Below are 19,309 nucleotides of genomic sequence, written 5' to 3' on the forward strand. Positions count from 1 at the left end.
CACCGGATAACGTTGACAGCGTATCTGCCATGGCCTCGTTCAAGCCCGCAGCCATGGCGCCAGTTTTGAAATCGCTGCCCGTGGCCTCTGCCAGCAAACCACCCATGACGGCATGCACCACAATTTTTGGCAGGCTGCCGTTCTCAAATCGAATGGTCTGGTCACCGGCAAACTTGAAGCCCGTGGCCATGGCGATGCTGCCTGCCTGGCCGACTAGAGCATTGCCCAGGTTGTCGCTGAAGCTGCCGCCATTGATGGCCGTAGATATTGCGCTCGAAACAAGCGAGTGCGCACCAGCCCGAATGAGCGTATCTGAGGCGTTCGCCCATGTGAGTACGTTGCGCGGGTTGCTGGAAACCGGAATGAGGGTGCCATCGGCAGCCTTCACGAATCCGCCCGCTTGACCGCTTTGTTCTACGCCGAACCAGTGAGTGTCTACGTATTCAAATGAACCTGCCGTCAGTGAGGAGACTGCTGCATTCTTCAGACTGTCTTTGCTTAGTGTTTCCTTGAGCGCTGCTGCGAGATCACCTTGGTTGTTGATCGTACTGACCGCACCGGTTGTTGCCAGGCTTGTTGCTGCGCCTAGCTGAAAGCCCGTGAGACCGAATCCTGCCGGGCCCATTGCGGCGGCCATCAGGATAGCTACAGCCAGTTGTGCTCCAACACCCAAACCGGAATTTTCGTACTTGAAGCTAGAGTGAATTTCCTCCACCTGGCGCCAGTCGATACCACCCCTGGCTTCCACTTCTTTCAACCATGCCAGTTTCGGATCAGCCTTCACCATGGCGTCGATGGACTGACTGACAGTCCTCTGGTCGATCTTTTTTATATCGACCTTGATGCCGTCTACCGCATTGATTATCAGGTTTCCGTTGGCCACCATCTGCGTCTGGCGCAGCGTCTCATCCGTCTGCCCCTTGCCCTTGGCACTGGTCCACGCCAGGTCGCCCTTACTCTTTTCGTGACTCTCCTGATGCATGTCCTTGACGGCTTCGAACGTCACCGCACCGCCGCTTTCTATTGTGAGGTCGCGGCCTGACTCCAGGGCGGCGCCCTGGTACAACTGGTCACCGCCGCTCACCAGGGTCAGGTCACCCCCGCTGGTGACCACGCTGCCCACCGCCTTTACATCGGTGACTTCGTCACGCTGGGTCTTCTTGCTGCCCCAGCTGCCTTTCTTGTTCATGTCGTACAGCGAGTACTCGCTGTCGTTGGCGGCCAGTAGCTGCAGGGTATTGCCGGCGGAGATGTAGGCCTCGCCGCCCGCCGTGGCCTTGCTGGCAACCATCAGCAGGTTGTCGCCGGCCTCGATGCTGAGCGAGCCGCCGGCAGTCAGTTCGGCCGCCTGCTGGCGCACGCTGTCGTGCTGTTTCTCGGTTTTGGTGTTGCCTTTTCTGCCTTTGGAATAGGCATGGTCTTCGTCTGCCGCAGCAGCGATGAACACGTCGCGCCCAGCCTCCAGGGCGATGTCGCGACGTGCCTCGATCTCGCTGGCGATGACCGACAGGTCTTGCCCGGCCGAGGCACTGAAGCTGCCGCCAGCCTGCACTTGGCTGACGTACTGGGTGGTGGTGCTGTCGTAGCCGCTGACGCGGCGACGCTGGTACTCGTGGCTGTCGGTGACTTGCTGGCTGGCGATGTAGAGGTCGCGCTCGGCGCTCAGCGCAATGTTGCCGCCGGCGGTGGCCACGCCACCGACAAAGCCGATGTCGCGACCGGCCGAGAGGGTCAGGTCGTTGGCAGCCTCGATGCGCGCCGCATTGTTGACGATGTTCTGCACCACATGCTCGCCGCCGACACGATCGTCCAGGCGGGTGACGCTGCGCTCGTTGATGACATCGCCGGTCAGGGCCAACAGGCTCACGTCGCGGCCCTTGAGGATGCCGCCGGCGCTGTTGCGGATGGAATCGGTGGCCAGCAGGTCGAGGCGCTGGCCGGCTTCCATCAGGCCGCTGTTGTCGATGTTGCCGGCGGTGACGGAAAGGTTGTTGCTGGCGCGCAGGGTGCCGACGTTGTTCAGCTCGCCGCCGCTGATCAGGCTGACATCGCGCCCTTGGATCAACGCGCCGTTGGGCGCCAGGCGTCCTTCGGACTGGGCCAGGTAGAGCACCGGGGCCAGCACCTGCTCGCCGTTGACCTCGATGGTTTCCATCCACACGATGTCGTGGGTGAGGGCGGCCACCTGCTCGGCACTCAGCGACACGCCTACGCTCAGGCTCAGCGCATCCTTGCTGGCAATGGCGTTGTCCATCAGGTAGCGGAACATCGCCTCGTCGCTGTCCAGCCCGGCGATCAAGCGCTGCCCGGTGCGCTCCACTACCGCTTCGCGGATCAGGCGCTGTTCGTACAGGCCGTCGCCCAGGCGCTTCTTGGTGGCGTCGGGGTCGATGTCGAGGCTGCCCAGCAGGTAGTCGGAACTGAGGAATTTCTTCAGGTCGGTGAGCACCGGGTTGGTTTCCACCAGGTACTTGTGCGGCTGGCTGGCAGTTGCCGGGGTTGGCACGCCCTGTACCAGCTTCACGCCTGCCGGCAGGCCGTCCAGGCCCGTACCGGTTTGCCCGGCAACGCTGGCAGCCTGTGCGTCAGGGCCTGCCCAGTGACCCTGGCCGGCGTTGCCGGTGGCAGTGTTGGCCAGGCTGCCCAGCGTGCCGGCTTGCCCGTGCTGAGTCAGGTCGGCACCTGCGGCCAGTGCACCGCTGGCCTGGGCTGTCTGGCCGGTCTGCCCGCTAAGGCGGAACAGGCCATGCTCGCCCTGCGGCAGGCTGAAGCTTGGCAGCGTGACCGGGTTGACCTGGCGCTGTGCCAGGTCGGGCGGCAACTGCGAGGTAATGGCACGTACCGAGGTTTGCGCGGTGGCCTTGTCGGCATTGGCACCGCGTTGGCCTATGCTGCCGACCCCGCTGGCATTGGCGCGCACCACACTGTTGTCGATGCGCTCGGTGGCGTTGATGGTGACAGCGCCCGCAGCCTGGATGACGGCAGGGGAGACCACGGCGCCAGCGATGGGCGTGCGGTTGTCGCTCAACCTGTATACGCCTTTGCCGGGGTAGCCGCCGGCGGCCAGGAATTGGTCCAGGGTTTCCATGCCGGGTACGCCGGACTGGTTGAACGCGTTCTTCTTTTGCATGAAGCCGGAATAGTGCGACCGGTTACGGCTGTAGAAACTGCCGTTCAAGTTGCGCTGCTCGCCACCGCTCACGCCAATGTTGTTGAGTACGGCAGTGTCGATGCTGATGTTGCGGGCGGCAGAGACGCTGCTGTAACGGTTGCTGAACTCGTTGCCGCTGAACGTCAGGCTGCCACCTGTGGTGATCGATGCCGCCTGGCTGTCCTGGTCGATGACATCGTGGGAGATCTCGACGGCGGTGAACTGGAACTCGCAGCCCTTGCCCTTGCAATGGTCGTCGGCATAGGTGTTGATGCTCCCCGATACCCGTTCGGTCCGGACCGTGAGCTTGTCCTTGCGATTGATCAGGGTGTCGGCCAGCAGGCTCATGTTGCCGGCGCTTTCCAGGCTGCCGGAAATGTTCTCCACGTGCGTGGCACGGGTACCTCGGTCATTACGGGCGATGCTCAGCCCGCCTAGGCTGTACAGGTCGGCATAGGTGTTGGTGAAGGTGCCTACCCGCAGCGTCATATCGTTGCCGCTGAAGATCAGCCCGCGGTCGTTGCGCAGGGTGTCGGCATTGATGCGCAAGGCCGTGGCGCCGCCCAGGGTGGCGTAGTTGTCGAGCGTGCCGGCCGTGGCGGTCAGATTGCCCGCCGAGGTGATCCGCCCGCGGTTGGTCAAGGTGTTGGTGGCGCTCACCACGCTGGTGGCGCCCCCGGTAAGGGTGCTGGTGCTGGCAAGGTCGATGCTGGCCGCGTTCAGGGTCAGGTTGCCCAGGCTGGTGGTGCGCCCGGTGCCGTTGTAGGTGCCGGTGAGGTCGAGCCGCAAACTGCCGTCGCTGGCCAGCAGGCCGTCGTTGCGCCAATTGACCCCCTTGCCGGTGAAACTCTGCGCCGCCAGCAGCTTGCCGCTCGCGGTCTGGGTGAACTGGCCGATGTCCAGGTTCAGGCGCGCGGCCTGCAATACGCTGCTGTTGGTCCAGTTGGCGGCCTTGATGTCGAGCAGGCCGTTGGTGTACAGCAGGCCGCCCGCACGCATCACCTTGTCGGCGGCCAGGCCGAAGTTGCCGCTACCGGTGTGCAGCAACTGCCCGCTGTTGTTGCTCAGGCCGGCGACTTGCAGGTCCAGGTGCTGGTTGGCGGTTTCCAGCAGGCCAGCGTTGTTGTTGAACGTCTCGCGGGTGCTGATCAGGGTGGTGCCGCTGCGCCCCAGCGCGCGCAGGCTGCCATTGGCGTTGTTCAGCGTCTGGCTGCGCAGGGCCAGGTCAGCCTCGCTCTCGAGCTGGCCCAGTTGGTTGTCGAGCAGGCCCGACAGGTCGAAGTCGATGCGCCCGGCACCCACCTTGCCGGCCTGGTTGAGGAACTGCCCGGCGTTCACACCCAGCCATCCTGCGGCATACAGCCCGCCGCCCTGGTTGTCGAATGTGGCGGTGGCGATGCGGTTGTCGCCGGACAAGGCAGAGATGAAACCCTTGCGGTTTTGCAGGCCGTCGCGGGCCTCGAGGTCCAGCGTCTGGGCCTGGAGGGTGCCAGCATTGTTGTCGAGCAGGCCGCTGACCAGCGTGAGCCGGCCCTGGCTGCTATTGAGCATGCCGCCGGCGCTGTTGTTCAGGTGGGTGCTGTGGATATCGAGGTTGCCGGCCACGCTGTCCACGCGCCCGCCCTGATTGCGCAGGTCGTCGCCCAGGCGCAGCAGGATATTGCTCTGGGCCTTGAGGCTCGCCGCCTGGTTGTCGAGGGCCTGGGCCTGGATGTCGAGGCTGCCGCGTTCGCTGAATACCAGGCCGTCCTGCTGGTTGAGCAGGTCGCCCTTCAGACGTAATACCAGGTTCTGCTGGCTGGCCAGTGTGCCGCCAGCGCTGTTGTTCAGGCTGTCGGCGTCGATGCGCAGCAAGGCCTGGCTGACCAGCCTGCCGCCGCGATTGTCGAGGTTGGCGCTGTTTAGCAGCAGGTCGCCGCCACTGGCCAGGCGTGCGCCCTGGGTGTTGAGCAGCGCGCCGAGCAGGGTGACGCGCAGTGCGCCCTGGCTGGTCACCTGGCCGTTCTGGTTGTTCAGCTGCTTGCCGTCGATTTCCAGGCGCTGGCCATTGAGCTGGCCGCCGCTGTTGTCGATCACGCTGCTGGTACGGTTCAGGCTCAGGGTTTGGGTGGCCGCGATCAGGCCACCCTGGCTGTTGTCGAGCCGGCCGTCGATGCTCAGGGTCACATCGGCTTCGCCGGCGATGATGCCGTGTCGGTTATCCAGGCGCGTGGCAGTGATCTGCTGCCTGCCAAGGCTGACCAGTGCGCCCTGGTCGCGGTTGTCCAGGGTGTCTTCAAGGTGCACGTCGAGGCGGCCATGTTGGCTGGAGAGGGTGCCGGCGCCGCGGTTGTCCAGCGTAGTGCCCCTGACCTCAAGGCCCTGCAGGCCCGAGACAAGCCCCGCGTTGCTGTTGTCGATGCTGGTGGCCTCGACCTGCAATGTGCCGGCGCTGATGAGGCGGCCCTTGTGCTGGTTGTCGAGTTGCGTGGCGAGCAGGCTGAATGCCTGCTCGCTGGATATCTCACCGCCATTGCTGTTGTCGACCAGCCCCAGGTGCTCGAAGGTCAGCGGGCCGCGGGCGTGAATCAGCCCGCCCTGGTTGTCCAGCGTGCCGCCTTGCAGGTTCAGGTGCACGGCCTGTTCGCCGATCAGGCGGCCTTGCTGCTGGATCAGTCGCTGTACGCTCAGGCGCAGGTCGCCCTTGGCCGAGAGTTCGCCGCGCGGGCCATTGTCCAGGTGGCGGGCAGTGATCGTGAGGTTGGCGTCACTGCTGATGCGGCCACCGGGCAGGGCGTTGGCGTAGGCGCCGTTGCGCAGGTCGGTGCTGTTCAACAGCAAGGCTTTGGCGCTGGTGATGGCGCCGCTGCGGTTATCCAGCGTAGTGCTGTCGATGCGTGCATCGCCCTGGCTGATCAACTGGCCGCCCTGGCTGTTGTCCAGGGTGCCGGTGTCGATGTGCAAGCCCAGGTTGGCGGATACCAGCCCCTGGTCGCTGTTGTCGAAAACGCCGCTGTTCAGGCGCAGATTGCCGCCTGCCGACAGGGTGCCCTGATGCTGGTTGGCCAGCAGGCCTTCGAGGGTCAGCCCGATGTCGCCACGGCTGGCCAGGGTGCCGCCATGGGTGTTGCTCAGGCTGCCGGCTTCGATATCCAGCCCGGCGCCCGCCGACAGTACGCCGTTGCGGCTGTTGTCCAGGGCGTTGGCGATGCGCAGGATGAGGCTGTCGGCGCTGATCAGGCGCCCGCCCTGGTTGTCCAGGCGATCGGTGTGCAGGCTGTAGCCGAGGTCACTGGATATCTCGCCACCGGCGCTGTTGTCCAGCGCGCCGATCTGGCGCAGCAGTAGTTGGCCGGGGCTGGCGATCACGCCCTTGTCGCGGTTGATCAGTGTGCCGCCCTGCAGGTCCAGGCTGATGCCGGTTGCGCTGAACAGGTAGCCGCCATCGCGCTGGTCCAGCCCGCTGAGGGTGGCCTCGATCTTGCCCCTGGAAGTGATGCGGCCCTGTTCGCCGTTGTACAACTGGGCGCCATGCAGGGTGATGCCGGTGTCGCTGCCGATGCGGCCCTTGTCGCGGTTGTCGAGCCCGCCACTGCGCAGCTCGAGTGCGCCCACCGCGCTGATTGCGCCGCCATGACGGTTGTCCAGGTTCGCGCTGCGGATCGACAACGCGGCGTCGGTCACCAGGGTCCCGCCCTGGTTGTTCAGGGCGCCGTGGCTGACCACATTCAAGGTATCGATGGCCGATACCAGGCCCTTGTTGTGGTTGTCCAACTGAGCTGCACTCAGGCTCAGGCGGCCCTCGCTGACCAGCTCGCCGCCCACGCTGTTGTCCAGCGTGCCGCTGAGTTCGATATCGACCGAAGCCAGGCTGCTGACCCGGCCGGCATCGCTGTTGAGCAACTCGGCGCCGCGCAGTACTACCCCATCGCGTCCAGCCAGCAGGCCCTTGCTCTGGTTGAGCAGACGCTGCACGGTGAGGGTCAGGCCGCTGTCGCCGATGACCTTGCCGCTGGTGTTGTCCAGTTGCCCGGTAGCTGTGATGCCCACCGTGCCGATGCTCGACACCACACCTTGCTGGTTGAGCAGGTCGTGGGTGGTGATAGTCACCGCATCGTTGCCGACGATCTGCCCGGCGCGCTGGTTGTCGATGTGCTTGGCGTCGAGGGTCACGCGGCCCTGGCCGAGCAGCTTGCCGGCGTCATGGTTGCGCAGCGTGCCCACGTCAACGACCAGGTCGGCCTGGGTGCTGGCTTTGCCGCCGCCACTGTTGTCGAGGGTGTCGCCGACCACCGTCAGTCCCTGATCGGCAACCAGTACACCGCCTCGATTGTCCAGCCGCTCACCCGAAAGCGTCAGTGTGGCCTTGCTCGACAGCAGGCCGCTGCCACTGTTGTTCAGTTGGCCGGCCGTGACCTGCAGCGCGCCTTCGCTCACCACGTTGCCCTGGTTGCGGTTGTCCAGCAGGCCGCTGATGCGGGTGTTCAGCGTGCCCTGACTGAGCAGGGCGCCCTTGTTGCTGTTGTTCAGGCCAAGGCCCTGGATGTCCAGGTGCTGACTGGCCGAGATCAGGCCCAGGCGGTTGTCGATGGCAGCGCTGGCGATCAGCAGCACGTCGCCTCCAAGCAGTTTGCCGCCCTGGTTGTTCACGCTGGCGCTGCGCACTTCGTTGCGTGCGCCGGAAACCTCGCCGGCCTGGTTGTTCAGCGCGTGGCTTTGAATCACCACCTGCCGGTTGCTGGCCAGCAATCCTGCGTTGCTGTTGTCCAACTGCGGCGCGTCAATGGCCAGGCTGTCGAGGCCGATCACTCGACCACCCTGGTTGTTCAGGCCGGAGTTGGCCTGCACCACGGTGCTGCGCTGGCTATGCAGCAGGCCCTTGTCGCGGTTGTCCAGCGTGTCGGCCTTGAGCGTGAGGGTGTGGCTGGCCAGTACCTGGCCCTGGCGGTTGTCCAGCTTGCCGGCGGTCACCGTGGTGGTAGCGCCCTTCAGGCTGCCACCCTGGTTGTCCAGGTTGGCGCGGGCGGTCACTTCGAGTTGGCGGCTGGCAACCACGCTGGCGCTGTTGCGCAGGTCCTGGCTGGCCAGGTGCAGGTCGCCGCGGTTGTTGCGGGTGTTGTTGGCTTCGACACCGGCTTCGATCACGCCGCGGTTGTCGATCTGCCTGGCTGCCACGTCGATGCGTTCGCGAGCAGCCAGGCTTTGCCGGTTGACCAATTGCTCGGCGCTGCGAATCTCGGCGTTGCGCGTTGCGTAGGTCTTGCCTTCGAGCTCCACCTGGTGGGCGGCGATTTTCAGGTCGCGCTCGGCGGTGACATTGCCCAGGCTCAGCTTGCCGTTCACGTCGATCTGCACGTCACTGGCGGTGGAGGCCATGTTGCCGGCCAGTTTCACCCCCACGCCCTTTTCGGTGCCCACCAGGCGGATGGCGCCGGCGTACATGCCACCCAGTGCGGAACTGTCAATGGCCAGCAAGGGTTTGCCGCTGCCGTCGTCCGCCCGTGGCGTGACCTGCAGGCTGTCGGCCTTGACGTCGTTGCGTCCGGTAACGATGTTCAGTTGCTGGGCGTGCAACGTGGCGTTGAGCTTGGCGCTGCGGGTGATCAGGTCGAACTGTTCGACATTGCTGGCATTGAGCCCGGCGCCTTCGAGCGCGATGTCGCCGCCATCGACCTGAAAGCGGTCCAGGCGTTCGCCGTCCATGATCGGTTTGCCGGTGGTCAGCGTGGCGCGCGGGGTATTGATGAAGCCGCAACCGTTGCAGGTGATGCCGTGGGGGTTGGCCACGATCACCCGCGCAGCGGAGCCGGCCACTTCGGTGTAGCCCGCCAGGGTGCTGCGGTTGCCCCCGGTCACCTGGTTGAGGATGACCTTGGCCGCCTGGCCCTTGAGGTTGGGGTTGCCCACGATGATGCCGCCCAGCTGGGTGCTCTGGGTCTTGTTGGTGGCATTGTTGAGGATCAGCCCCTGCTTGCCGACGTTGTAGTCGCGAAAGGTGTTGCTCGACAGCCCGCTGCCGTTGGGGCGGGCGATGTTGACGATGGGCACCCCGTTGCCGGCTGCGCCCACGGTGGTGCCGGCCTTGGCCGCCGCATCCACGGTAACCTGCGCGGCGGTGGCGACGATCGGGTTGAGGAACATGACCCCGGCAACGATCAGGGCCAGGTACTGGTTCAACGGGCTGCGGGCGTCCATGTCAAAACTCCGGAAAATCGGTGCCCCTCCATCAGGGCACGTTAATCGGCTGGGGGGCCGGTCAGAAGAACGCGTCCATGCGCACGTAGATCGGGTGTTCACGACGTTCGAGGCTGTCGGGCCGCTGCAACGAGCGGGCAAAACTGACGCTGGCGGCGAAGTACTGCCCGCGCAGGTTCAGTTCCACGGCGTTGCCGCTCAGGCGGCCATGGGTGTCGGGGTTGTTGTGGTCGCCCTTTATCACGCCCACGTCGTAGGCCAGTGCCGCGCCGTACTCCTGCACGAAGGGCTGCAAGGGCGCCCAGCTCACCGGGCGACGCCAGCGCAACTGGTTGCGCCAGTAGCCGCCGCTGTTGCCGGTGAGGGTCTGCTGCTTGAACCCGCGTACCGAGTTGAGCCCGCCCACGCTGATGCGCTGCGGGCTGTAGAGCGGGTCTTCGCTGCGCTGGCCGGTGGCCAGGCTGTCGAAGCTGAAGGCTTCGCCCCACAGGGTGAACGGCTGCAGGTAGCTCAGGGTCAGGCTGTATTTGTTGTAGCGGGCAACCGGTTCGGTGCCGTGCGGGTCGCCCGCGCCCTGGGCGTCGAAGGCGCCGATGCCTTGCTGCCAGCCGGCGTCGAGGTTGAGGAAGGCGGTGCCGATGCGCCGCCCATGGTTCACGCCCAGCTGGCTTTCGCTCAGGCGCGTGCTCGACACGTCGATCAGGCTGTCGTCCAGGTAGTTGTTGGTACGCAGGTGGCTGATGCCGAGGTTGACCGCCGTCTTGCTCAGGGCATCGCGGTGTATCACGCGCTCGACGCGCAGTTGGTGCATCTGGCTGTCGCCATCGAGCTTGAAGGGAAAGCCGCTGGAATCGTCGCGGGTACGGTAGTAGCTCTGGTTGTAGCTGTAGGTGAAGGTCCACCAGCCCCATGGCACGCTGTAGTTCAGGTACTGGCTGTCGGAGTGGCGCCAGTGGTCGCTGACCGCGTCCTGATTGGCCCTCAGGCTGAACTGATCGGCCAGGCCCAGTGGGCTGTCCCAGTCCAGGCCCAGGCCCATTTGCTGTTCACCGCTGCTGCGGTCGCCGTCATTGTTGCGCGTGGCCGACACGCGCCAGGGCTTGTCGCGCTGCCCCTGCAACTGCACCCGGCTGCTGCCCACCTCGTCGCCCGGCACCAGTTCCAGTTGCGCCTGGCGCGAGGGCAGGCGGGTCAGCTGGTCGACCAGTTGCTCCAGTTCGCGCAGGTTCAGTACCTCGCCGGTGGTGCCGGGGAAGGCCATGGCCAGCTCGCGCGGGCTGGCCAGGCTGGAGCTGTCCAGGCCGTCCAGGCGCCCTTCGACGACAGTGATCTGCAGGGTGCCGGAGGACAGGTCCTGCTGGGGCAGGTAGGCGCGGGTAGTGATGTAGCCACGGTTGAGGTAGTGATCGGTGACCACCTTGAGCAGCGCATTGAGCTGGCCGACACCCAGGCACTGGCCTTCGTAGGGTTCGAGCAGACGGCGCTGCTCGCGCTCGCCCAGGTGCTCGGCGCCCTCGAGCACTATGTGACGGATGGTAAAGCAACGGGTGTCTTCAGGTGTGCTGGCTGGCACCTGGGGCGCAGCCCTGCCTGGGAGGCTTTGCAGCTCCTGCAGGCGTTTGCGCTGTTCTTGCAGCAGCCGCTCCTGGCGGTCGCGGATCAGGTCGCGGTCGCCTGGGGTTTGCAGCGGGTCGGCCGAGGCGAAAAACGGCAGCAGCGCCAGGCCGAAAGCCAGGCGACGGAAGAGGTAGAGCATGAGGGTGATCCATCACTCGTTATGCAAAAAGAACGTCTGTTTCCTACAAACGCGGCGCAGGATACTGCAAAAAAGCGTCGAGGTGATGGCTAATTGACGTCATTTTTGTAACGGGTGTAGGAGGTTTCCGGTTGCCGCACATGGGGTGAACAGCGTCGAGTTTGCAGGGCGCAGACGTGCACTCGGTTCGGACCGGTGCGCGTGATGAACATCCTGTTTGTTTGGGGGGCCGCCGGCTTCGCACTTTTCGGGTTTACCGTGGCAGCCAGTAGACTACAGTTTGTCCCGAGGGAATTTTTATCGCAGCTCGCGTTCCAAGCCTGGCAGGGAACCGCCGTCGGTCCGCTGCATACACGAATTCTGTAGGAGCTTGTCCATGTTCACCATGCGTCGTCTGATTATCGTCGCTACTGCTGCTGCCCTGATGACTGGCTGCGCCAGTCAGAACCCCTATGACAACCAGGGCCAGGCGCAAGGCTCCACCGGGATGAGCAAGACCGCCAAGTACGGCGGCCTGGGCGCATTGGCCGGTGCCGTTGCCGGTGCCGCCATCGACCACAACAACCGTGGCAAGGGTGCGTTGATCGGCGCCGCCGCGGTGGGCGCCGCCGCCGCCGGCTACGGCTACTACGCCGACCGCCAGGAAGCGGCACTGCGCGAGAGCATGGCCAACACCGGTGTCGAAGTGCAGCGTCAAGGCGACCAGATCAAGCTGATCATGCCGGGCAACATCACCTTCGCCACCGACTCGGCGAGCATTGCACCAAGCTTCTACGCGCCGCTGAACAACCTGGCCAACTCGTTCAAGCAGTTCAACCAGAACACCATCGAAGTGGTCGGTTTCACCGACAGCACCGGCAGTCGCCAGCACAACATGGACCTGTCGCAGCGTCGTGCACAGGCCGTGAGCACCTACCTGACCTCCCAGGGCGTCGACCCTTCGCGCGTGAGTGCGCGTGGCCTGGGCCCGGACCAGCCGATCGCGAGCAACGCCGATGCCAACGGGCGTGCGCAGAACCGTCGGGTGGAGGTGAACCTCAAGCCGATTCCTGGGCAGCAGTACCAGTAAATCTTTTCGCCAGCAATGCTGGCTCCTACAAGGGGCTCACGCCGTTGTAGGAGCCGGCCTTGCCGGCGAAGGGCTCACTGCTGGCGCATCCGCTCCAGCCGTTCATCCTTCTCTTCCCACAACCGGTTGATCCACTGCTGGAACGCCAGCCTGTAGGCTTCATCCTGGTCGTAGCTGCGTCCCAGGAATTCCTTGGGAATCGCCAGCGCCTCGAACGTCACCTCCACCCGCGCCACCCGCCCGCACAGCAGGTCCCAGAATCCCGGTGTGCCCTGCGGGTAATGGATCGTCACGTTGATGATCGACTCCAGTTGCTCGCCCATCGCATCCAGCACGAAGGCAATGCCGCCCGCCTTGGGTTTGAGCAGGTGCCGGAACGGCGAACCCTGTTCGGCATGCTTGGCGGGGGTGAAACGCGTGCCTTCGGCAAAGTTGAAGATCGCCGTGGGCTTGCCACGGAACCTGGCGCAGGTACGGCGTGTGGTCTGCAGGTCCTTGCCCTGTTTTTCTGGGTGCTTGGCCAGGTAGGCCTTGCTGTAGCGCTTCATGAAGGGGAAGCCCAGCGCCCACCAGGCCAGGCCGATCACCGGCACCCAGATCAGCACCTGCTTGAGGAAGAACTTGAGCGGTCGGATGCGCCGGTTGAGCACGTATTGCAGCACCATGATGTCCACCCAGCTCTGGTGGTTGCTGGTCACCAGGTAGCTGTGCTGGTAGTCCAGCCCGGCCAGCCCCTCGATGTCCCAGCGGGTGCGCCCGACCAGGTTCATCCAGCCCTTGTTGTTGCTGATCCAGGCTTCGTGGATGTGCCGCATCAGTTCGTCGGTGACGCGCTGCGCGGCGGCAAAGGGCAGGCACAGCTTGAACAGGCTGACGATGAACAGCGGTGTGCAGCACAGGATGGTGTTGGCGGCCAGCAGCAGCGAGCCGATGACTCCGCGCACGGGCGCGGGCAGAAAAGCGAGCATGGTCAGTTATCCAGCGAGCGGTTGGCCTGAATCGCGGTCAGGGCAATGGTGTAGACGATGTCGTCGACCTGGGCGCCACGCGGCAGGTCGTTGACCGGCTTGCGCAGGCCCTGCAGCATCGGCCCCAGGCTCACGCAATCGGCGCTGCGCTGCACGGCCTTGTGGGTGGTGTTGCCGGTGTTCAGGTCGGGGAACACGAACACCGTTGCGCGTCCGGCCACCTTGCTGTTGGGCGCCAGCTGGCGGGCGATGTCCTGGTTGGCGGCGGCGTCGTACTGCAACGGCCCATCGATCTGCAGGCCACGCTGGGTTTCCTGGGCCAGCAGGGTGGCCTCGCGCACCTTCTCGACCTCTTCGCCGCTGGCCGAATCGCCACTGGAATAGCTGATCATCGCCACCCGCGGGGTTATGCCGAAGGCTTCGGCCGAATCGGCGCTTTGCAGGGCAATTTCGGCCAGTTCGCCAGCAGTGGGGTGCGGGTTCATCACGCAGTCGCCATACACCAGCACCTGCTCGGGGAACAGCATGAAGAACACCGACGACACCAGGCTGCAGCCGGGGGCGGTCTTGATCAGTTGCAGGGCCGGGCGGATGGTGTTGGCGGTGGAGTGCACCAGGCCCGAGACCAGGCCGTCGACCTCGTCCAGGGCCAGCATCATGGTGCCGATCACCACCGGGTCTTCGAGCTGCTGCTCGGCCATCGGCGCGTTCAGGCTCTTGCTCTTGCGCAGGCTGACCATAGGCTCGACGTAGCGCTCGCGGATCAGGTCCGGGTCCAGAATCTCCAGCCCCTCGGGCAGGCTGATGCCCTGGGCGCGGGCCACTGCCTGTACGTCCTCGGGCCTGGCCAGCAGCACGCAGCGGGCGATGCCACGGGCCTGGCAGATGGCGGCGGCCTGCACGGTCATCGGCTCGGCGCCTTCGGGCAGCACGATGCGCTTGTTGGCCTGCTGGGCTCGCTGGATCAGCTGGTAGCGGAACACCGCAGGCGACAGGCGCATCTCGCGCGGGGTGCCGCAGCGCTGGTTGAGCCAGTCGGCGTCCAGGTGGCTGGCCACGAAGTCGGTGATGATCTCCGCGCGCTCGCGGTCGTCCACCGGGATTTCCTTGTTCAACTGGTTCAGCTGGTTGGCGGTGTCGTAGGAGCCGGTACTCACCGACAGCACCGGCAGGCCGGCCAGCAGGGCGCCCTGGCACAGTTCGAGGATGCGCGGGTCGGGCTTGCTGTCGCTGGTCAGCAGCAGGCCGGCCAGTGGCACACCGTTGATCGCCGCCAGGCTGACGGCCAGGATGATGTCGTCGCGATCACCCGGGGTCACCACCAGCGTGCCGGGCTTGAGCAGCGGCACGGTGTTGGCCACGGTGCGGGCGCAGATGATGATCTTGTTCATGCGCCGGGTTTCGTAGTCGCCGGCGTTGAGTACCTGGGCACCGAGCAGCTCGGCCACGTCGCGGGTGCGCGGGTCGTTGAGCCCGGCCTGGAACGGGATGCAGCCCAGCAGGCGGAACTCGCCGCTGCGCAGCAGGGGCGAATGCTCCTGCAGGCGGCTGGCGAAGGTGTCCATCGGTTCGTCGCTGCGCACCTTGTTGAGGATCACGCCCAGCACCTTGGGGTCGCGCGGGCCGCCGAACAGCTGGGCCTGCAGCTCGACACGGCCCGACAGCTCGGCCAGCACGTCGTTTTCCGGCGCCGACACCAGGATCACCTCGGCGTCCAGGCTCTTGGCCAGGTGCAGGTTGACCCGTGCCGCGTAGCTGGCATGGCGGGTGGGCACCATGCCCTCGACCACCAGCACGTCCTTGCCGATGCAGGCCTGCTGGTACAGGGTGATGATTTCTTCGAGCAGTTCGTCCAGCTGGCCATCGCCGAGCATGCGTTCCACATGCGCCAGGCTCAGCGGTTGCGGCGGCTTGAGGCCGTGGGTGCGGGCGACCAGTTCGGTGGAGCGTTCCGGGCCGGTGTCGCCGGGGTGGGGCTGGGCGATCGGCTTGAAGAAGCCGACCTTGAGACCGGCGCGTTCCAGGGTGCGCACCAGGCCCAGGCTGATGGAGGTCAGGCCGACACCAAAGTCGGTCGGCGCGCTGAAAAATGTCTGCATGCGAGCTTCTCGAAGTGAGCTGTTGCAAAAGAATCAATTGCCAAGGGTAGCGCTATCGACCCCCTGAGCGCACCAGCCGCAGGCAAATGGCTGGCCGATTCGTTGCTGGCGCAGGCCTGCGTCCAGCACCCAGCCACGTGACTGCCACGGCGGTTCGTGGCGCAGGTGCTGGGTATGCCCGCACGACAGTTCGACCACCCAGTGGCCATGCTCGTCCTGATGAAAACCCAGCACCCGGCTGGGAAAAGCGGCTTCCCGTTTGTCCGGGTTGCGTTCGCTTTCAGGCGATGCGTTGGTTACACTTGTTCGTTCTACATTCTTATGCAAAAGGTCTCGCCCCATGCCGATCGCCGCCAACAAGGCTGTCTCCATCGACTATACCCTGACCAACGACGCTGGTGAGGTCATCGATAGCTCCAACGGCGGCGCGCCGCTGGTTTACCTGCACGGTGCAGGCAACATCATTCCGGGCCTGGAAAAAGCCCTGGAAGGCAAGGATACCGGCGCCGAGCTGGACGTTGCCATCGAGCCGGAAGACGCCTACGGCGAATACCTGGCCGAACTGGTCAGCACCCTGAACCGCAGCATGTTCGAAGGTGTCGACGAGCTGGAAGTGGGCATGCAGTTCCACGCGTCCGCGCCTGATGGCCAGATGCAGATCGTGACCATCCGTGACCTGGACGGCGACGACGTGACCGTCGACGGCAACCACCCACTGGCTGGCCAGCGCCTGAACTTCAAGGTCAAGGTCGTTGCCGTGCGTGATGCCAGCGAAGAAGAAATCGCCCATGGTCACGTGCATGGCGAAGGTGGCCATCAGCACTGATTTCTGCGCTAAGCTCAGAAGGTCGCTAAGGCGCCCGGGCAAGTCTGTCGTGTTCTCCCAGGAGGCAGACGGCTTGGCCGGGCGCTTTTTTAGTGGGCAGCATTTGTTGCGCCAGCCGGGACCGATGCCGGTAACTGGCCGGGAACTGGAAAGGGGAGTACGTCATGAGTGCATTTCACGACCTGAAATTGCAGGCGCTGGATGGCCAGGAGTTGCCATTGGCGCCGTTCAAGGGGCAGGTGGTGCTGGTGGTCAATGTCGCCTCCAAATGTGGCCTGACCCCGCAATATGCGGCGCTGGAGAATCTCTACCAGCATTACAAGGACAAGGGCTTCAGCGTGCTGGGCCTGCCGTGCAACCAGTTTGCCGGGCAGGAGCCGGGCAGCGAGCAGGAGATCGCCCAGTTCTGCAGCCTGAACTACGGGGTGAGTTTCCCGCTGGGCAGCAAGCTGGAGGTCAACGGCCCGGAGCGGCATCAGCTGTACCGCCTGCTGGCCGGTGAAGGCGCCGAGTTCCCGGGGGATATCACCTGGAACTTCGAGAAGTTTCTGGTAGGCAAGGACGGCCGCGTGCTGGCGCGCTTTGCGCCGCGTACTGCGCCGGATGATGCCACGGTGGTGCAGGCTATCGAGAAAGCCTTGGCCTGACGTGCCCCTTCGCCGGCAAGGCCGGCTCCTGCAATGGATGCACCGTCGTATGCAGGAGCCGGCCTTGCCGGCGAAAAATCCACCCCGATCACCGCTATCAATAGTACTGGGGTCAGCGACAATCCCGCCCTATGCTCAGGCGCCATCCCTTTCCCAGGAGCGCCGAATGCCTGCTCAAGCCCTGTTCACCCCCTTCAAGCTGGGCGCCCTCGAGCTGCCGACCCGTGTGGTCATGGCACCGATGACCCGAACCTTCTGCCCAGGCGGTGTGCCTCATGCGCAGGTGGTCGAGTATTACCGCCGCCGCGCCGCTGCCGATGTCGGCCTGATCATCACCGAAGGCACTACCGTCGACCACCCGGCCGCCAACGGTTACCCCAACGTGCCGCGCTTTCATGGTGAAGATGCCCTGGCGGGCTGGAAGAAGGTCGTCGATGCCGTACACGCCGAAGGCGGCAGGATCGTGCCGCAACTGTGGCACGTGGGCAGCGTGCGCCGCCTGGGTACCGAGCCGGACGCCAGCGTGCCGGGTTACGGCCCCAGCGAAAAACTCAAGGATGGCCAGGTGGTGGTGCACGGCATGAGTCATGCCGACATCCGCGACGTGATCGAGGCGTTCGCCCAGGCTGCCCGCGATGCCAAGGCCATCGGCATGGATGGCGTCGAGATACATGGCGCACACGGCTACCTGATCGACCAGTTCTTCTGGGCCACGAGCAACCAGCGCAGCGATGAGTACGGCGGCGACCTGGCCGGCCGCTCGCGCTTTGCCATCGAGCTGGTGCAGGCGGTACGCGCCGCCGTAGGCCCGGACTTTCCGATCATCCTGCGCTTCTCGCAATGGAAGCAGCAGGACTACAGCGCCCGCCTGGTCGACAACGCCGAGGCGCTGGGCGAGTTCCTGCGCCCGCTGGCCGACGCCGGCGTGGATATCTTCCACTGCTCCACGCGCCGCTTCTGGGAGCCTGAGTTCGAAGGCTCGGACCTGAACCTGGCTGGCTGGACCCGCCTGCTCACCGGCAAGCCCACCATCACCGTGGGCAGCGTGGGCCTGGATGGGGAGTTTCTGCAGTTCATGGTCGACACCGACAAGGTGGCGCAACCGGCCAGCCTGGAGAAACTGCTGCAGCGCCTGGGCGACCAGGAGTTCGACCTGGTGGCCGTAGGGCGTGCCTTGCTGGTGGATGCCCAGTGGGCGGCCAAGGTGCGTGAGGGGCGCGAGCAGGACATCCTGCCGTTCAGCCGCGAGGCGCTGACGAGCCTCGCTTGACCAGCAGCGCCGCATCGACGCGGCGCTGAGACGGTGCCGGTGCCTGTTCGCAGGCGCCGCGCAGGTGCGCCTCGAACTGTTCGACGATGGCCGGCCAGCCCTGGCGGCTGGCATGCTGGCGGGCATTGAGGCGCACCCGGCGCAAGGTCTCGCTGTCTTCCAGCAGCCAGCTGGCGGCATCGATGAAGGCCTCTGCATCCCCCGGCATGGCCAGTGCGCCACTGTGCCCATGACGAATGTGCTGGGCTGCTGCGGCCTCGTCGTAGGCCACCACCCCAAGGCCGGAGGCCAGCGCCTCCAGCACTACGTTGCCGAAGGTTTCGGTCAGGCTCGGGAACAGGAAGATATCCCCCGAGGCGTAGTGTTCGGCCAGGCATTCGCCGCGCTGTACCCCGCAGAACACTGCACCTGGCAACTGCTGCTCGAGTGCGCCGCGCTGCGGGCCGTCCCCCACCACGATCAGGCGCAGGTTGCGCAGGGGGTAGGCCTTGCGCAGGGCGTCCAGGCACTGGCCGAGCAGGCCCAGGTTCTTCTCGGTGGCCAGCCGCCCCACATGCAGCAGGGCGATGTCGTCGGGCCCAAGGCCCCACTGGTCGCGCAAGCTCTGGCGGCGCCGGGCCGGGTTGAACAGGCTGCTGTCGACCCCGCGCGACAGCAGGGTCAGGCGTTCGAAGCCGCGCCGCTGCAGCTCCAGGCGCTGGCTGACGCTGGGCACCAGGGTGCTGTGGCAGCGATGGTGGAAGCCGCGCAGGTAACGGGTGACCAGCCGCGTGAGCAGGCCGAAGCCGTACTGGCCGGAGTACTGCTGGAAGTTGGTGTGAAAGCCGCTGACCACCGCGATGCCCAGGCGCCGCGCCGCCCGCAGTGCACTCAGGCCCAGTGGCCCCTCGGTGGCGATGTACAGCACGTCCGGGCGGTCGCGGCGCCAGCGGCGCAGCAGCTTGTGCATCGACACCTGCCCCCACTGCAGGCCGGGGTAGCCGGGCAGGGGCCAGCCACGGCACAACAGCAGGTCGGCCTGCGCAGGGCCGGCGGCATCGCCGGCCTGGCGCGGGCGCACCAGCTCCACCCGGTGGCCGCGCAGGCGCAGGCCTTCGTGCAGGCGGCCAAGGGTGTTGGCCACGCCATTGATTTCGGGTGGGAAGGTTTCGCTGACAAGGGTTATGTGCAGGGCGGCGGGACTGGTCATGGGAGGATTTTCCGAGGTGCCGATTGCGCCCGGATGACAGCAAAATGACGGATACATGACGCCCGATCATTGGCGCTTTTGCGCTGTGAAAATAAGCTTGGCCAGCGCCTCAAGAATGCCGCATCGCCAGCCGATGAAGTTGCATTCAAATGAGACTTTC

Annotated in this window: 10 protein-coding genes; 4 read left to right on the top strand and 6 right to left on the bottom strand. The window is 65.3% G+C overall.

What is annotated here, in order from left to right; translation table 11 throughout:
- Window positions 1-9,325 (bottom strand): two-partner secretion domain-containing protein (locus tag MF6396_RS06205; RefSeq protein ID WP_102063787.1); only part of this gene is annotated, 9,325 nt, incomplete at its 3' end.
- A gap of 61 nt (window positions 9,326-9,386) precedes the next feature.
- Window positions 9,387-11,081, bottom strand: a complete 1,695-nt coding sequence (locus tag MF6396_RS06210) for a ShlB/FhaC/HecB family hemolysin secretion/activation protein (protein WP_078479897.1) — start codon at window positions 11,079-11,081, stop codon at window positions 9,387-9,389.
- 376 nt (window positions 11,082-11,457) lie between these two features.
- Here MF6396_RS06210 and MF6396_RS06215 point away from each other — a divergent pair, with 376 nt between their 5' ends.
- The gene (locus MF6396_RS06215) at window positions 11,458-12,150 is read left to right on the top strand and encodes an OmpA family protein (protein ID WP_043864368.1); all 693 of its coding nucleotides are present in this window, start codon (window positions 11,458-11,460) and stop codon (window positions 12,148-12,150) included.
- Between the two features lie 74 nt (window positions 12,151-12,224).
- On the opposite strand, the gene MF6396_RS06220 is transcribed toward MF6396_RS06215, so the two are convergent.
- Genes MF6396_RS06220 through MF6396_RS06230 form a run of 3 tightly spaced genes read right to left on the bottom strand, consistent with a single transcriptional unit; the run spans window position 12,225 to window position 15,589 of the window.
- Window positions 12,225-13,118, bottom strand: coding sequence for an acyltransferase (locus MF6396_RS06220; RefSeq protein WP_054916274.1), 894 nt, complete (start codon window positions 13,116-13,118; stop codon window positions 12,225-12,227).
- A gap of 2 nt (window positions 13,119-13,120) precedes the next feature.
- Window positions 13,121-15,217, bottom strand: coding sequence for a phosphate acetyltransferase (pta, locus tag MF6396_RS06225; protein WP_078479898.1), 2,097 nt, complete (start codon window positions 15,215-15,217; stop codon window positions 13,121-13,123).
- 33 nt (window positions 15,218-15,250) lie between these two features.
- Complete coding sequence (locus MF6396_RS06230) at window positions 15,251-15,589, bottom strand: DUF3565 domain-containing protein (RefSeq protein ID WP_078479899.1); 339 nt, start codon at window positions 15,587-15,589, stop codon at window positions 15,251-15,253.
- Here MF6396_RS06230 and MF6396_RS06235 point away from each other — a divergent pair.
- From MF6396_RS06235 to MF6396_RS06245, 3 genes are all read left to right on the top strand, one after another.
- Window positions 15,558-16,043 (top strand): FKBP-type peptidyl-prolyl cis-trans isomerase, encoded by a 486-nt coding sequence (locus MF6396_RS06235; protein WP_043864372.1) that lies wholly within the window; start codon window positions 15,558-15,560, stop codon window positions 16,041-16,043. The two genes, MF6396_RS06230 and MF6396_RS06235, sit on opposite strands and share 32 nt — an antisense overlap.
- Before the next feature lie 164 nt (window positions 16,044-16,207).
- Complete coding sequence (locus tag MF6396_RS06240; protein ID WP_043864373.1) at window positions 16,208-16,690, top strand: glutathione peroxidase; 483 nt, start codon at window positions 16,208-16,210, stop codon at window positions 16,688-16,690.
- A 166-nt stretch (window positions 16,691-16,856) separates the two neighbouring features.
- Complete coding sequence (locus MF6396_RS06245) at window positions 16,857-17,960, top strand: NADH:flavin oxidoreductase (protein ID WP_054916275.1); 1,104 nt, start codon at window positions 16,857-16,859, stop codon at window positions 17,958-17,960.
- Here the strand turns inward: MF6396_RS06245 and MF6396_RS06250 are convergent.
- Window positions 17,929-19,149, bottom strand: a complete 1,221-nt coding sequence (locus MF6396_RS06250) for a glycosyltransferase family 4 protein (RefSeq protein WP_078479900.1) — start codon at window positions 19,147-19,149, stop codon at window positions 17,929-17,931. The genes MF6396_RS06245 and MF6396_RS06250 overlap by 32 nt on opposite strands.
- Window positions 19,150-19,309 lie beyond the last annotated feature (160 nt).

The sequence above is a fragment of the Pseudomonas sp. MF6396 genome (genome assembly GCF_002018915.1).
Taxonomy (GTDB): domain Bacteria; phylum Pseudomonadota; class Gammaproteobacteria; order Pseudomonadales; family Pseudomonadaceae; genus Aquipseudomonas; species Aquipseudomonas palmensis.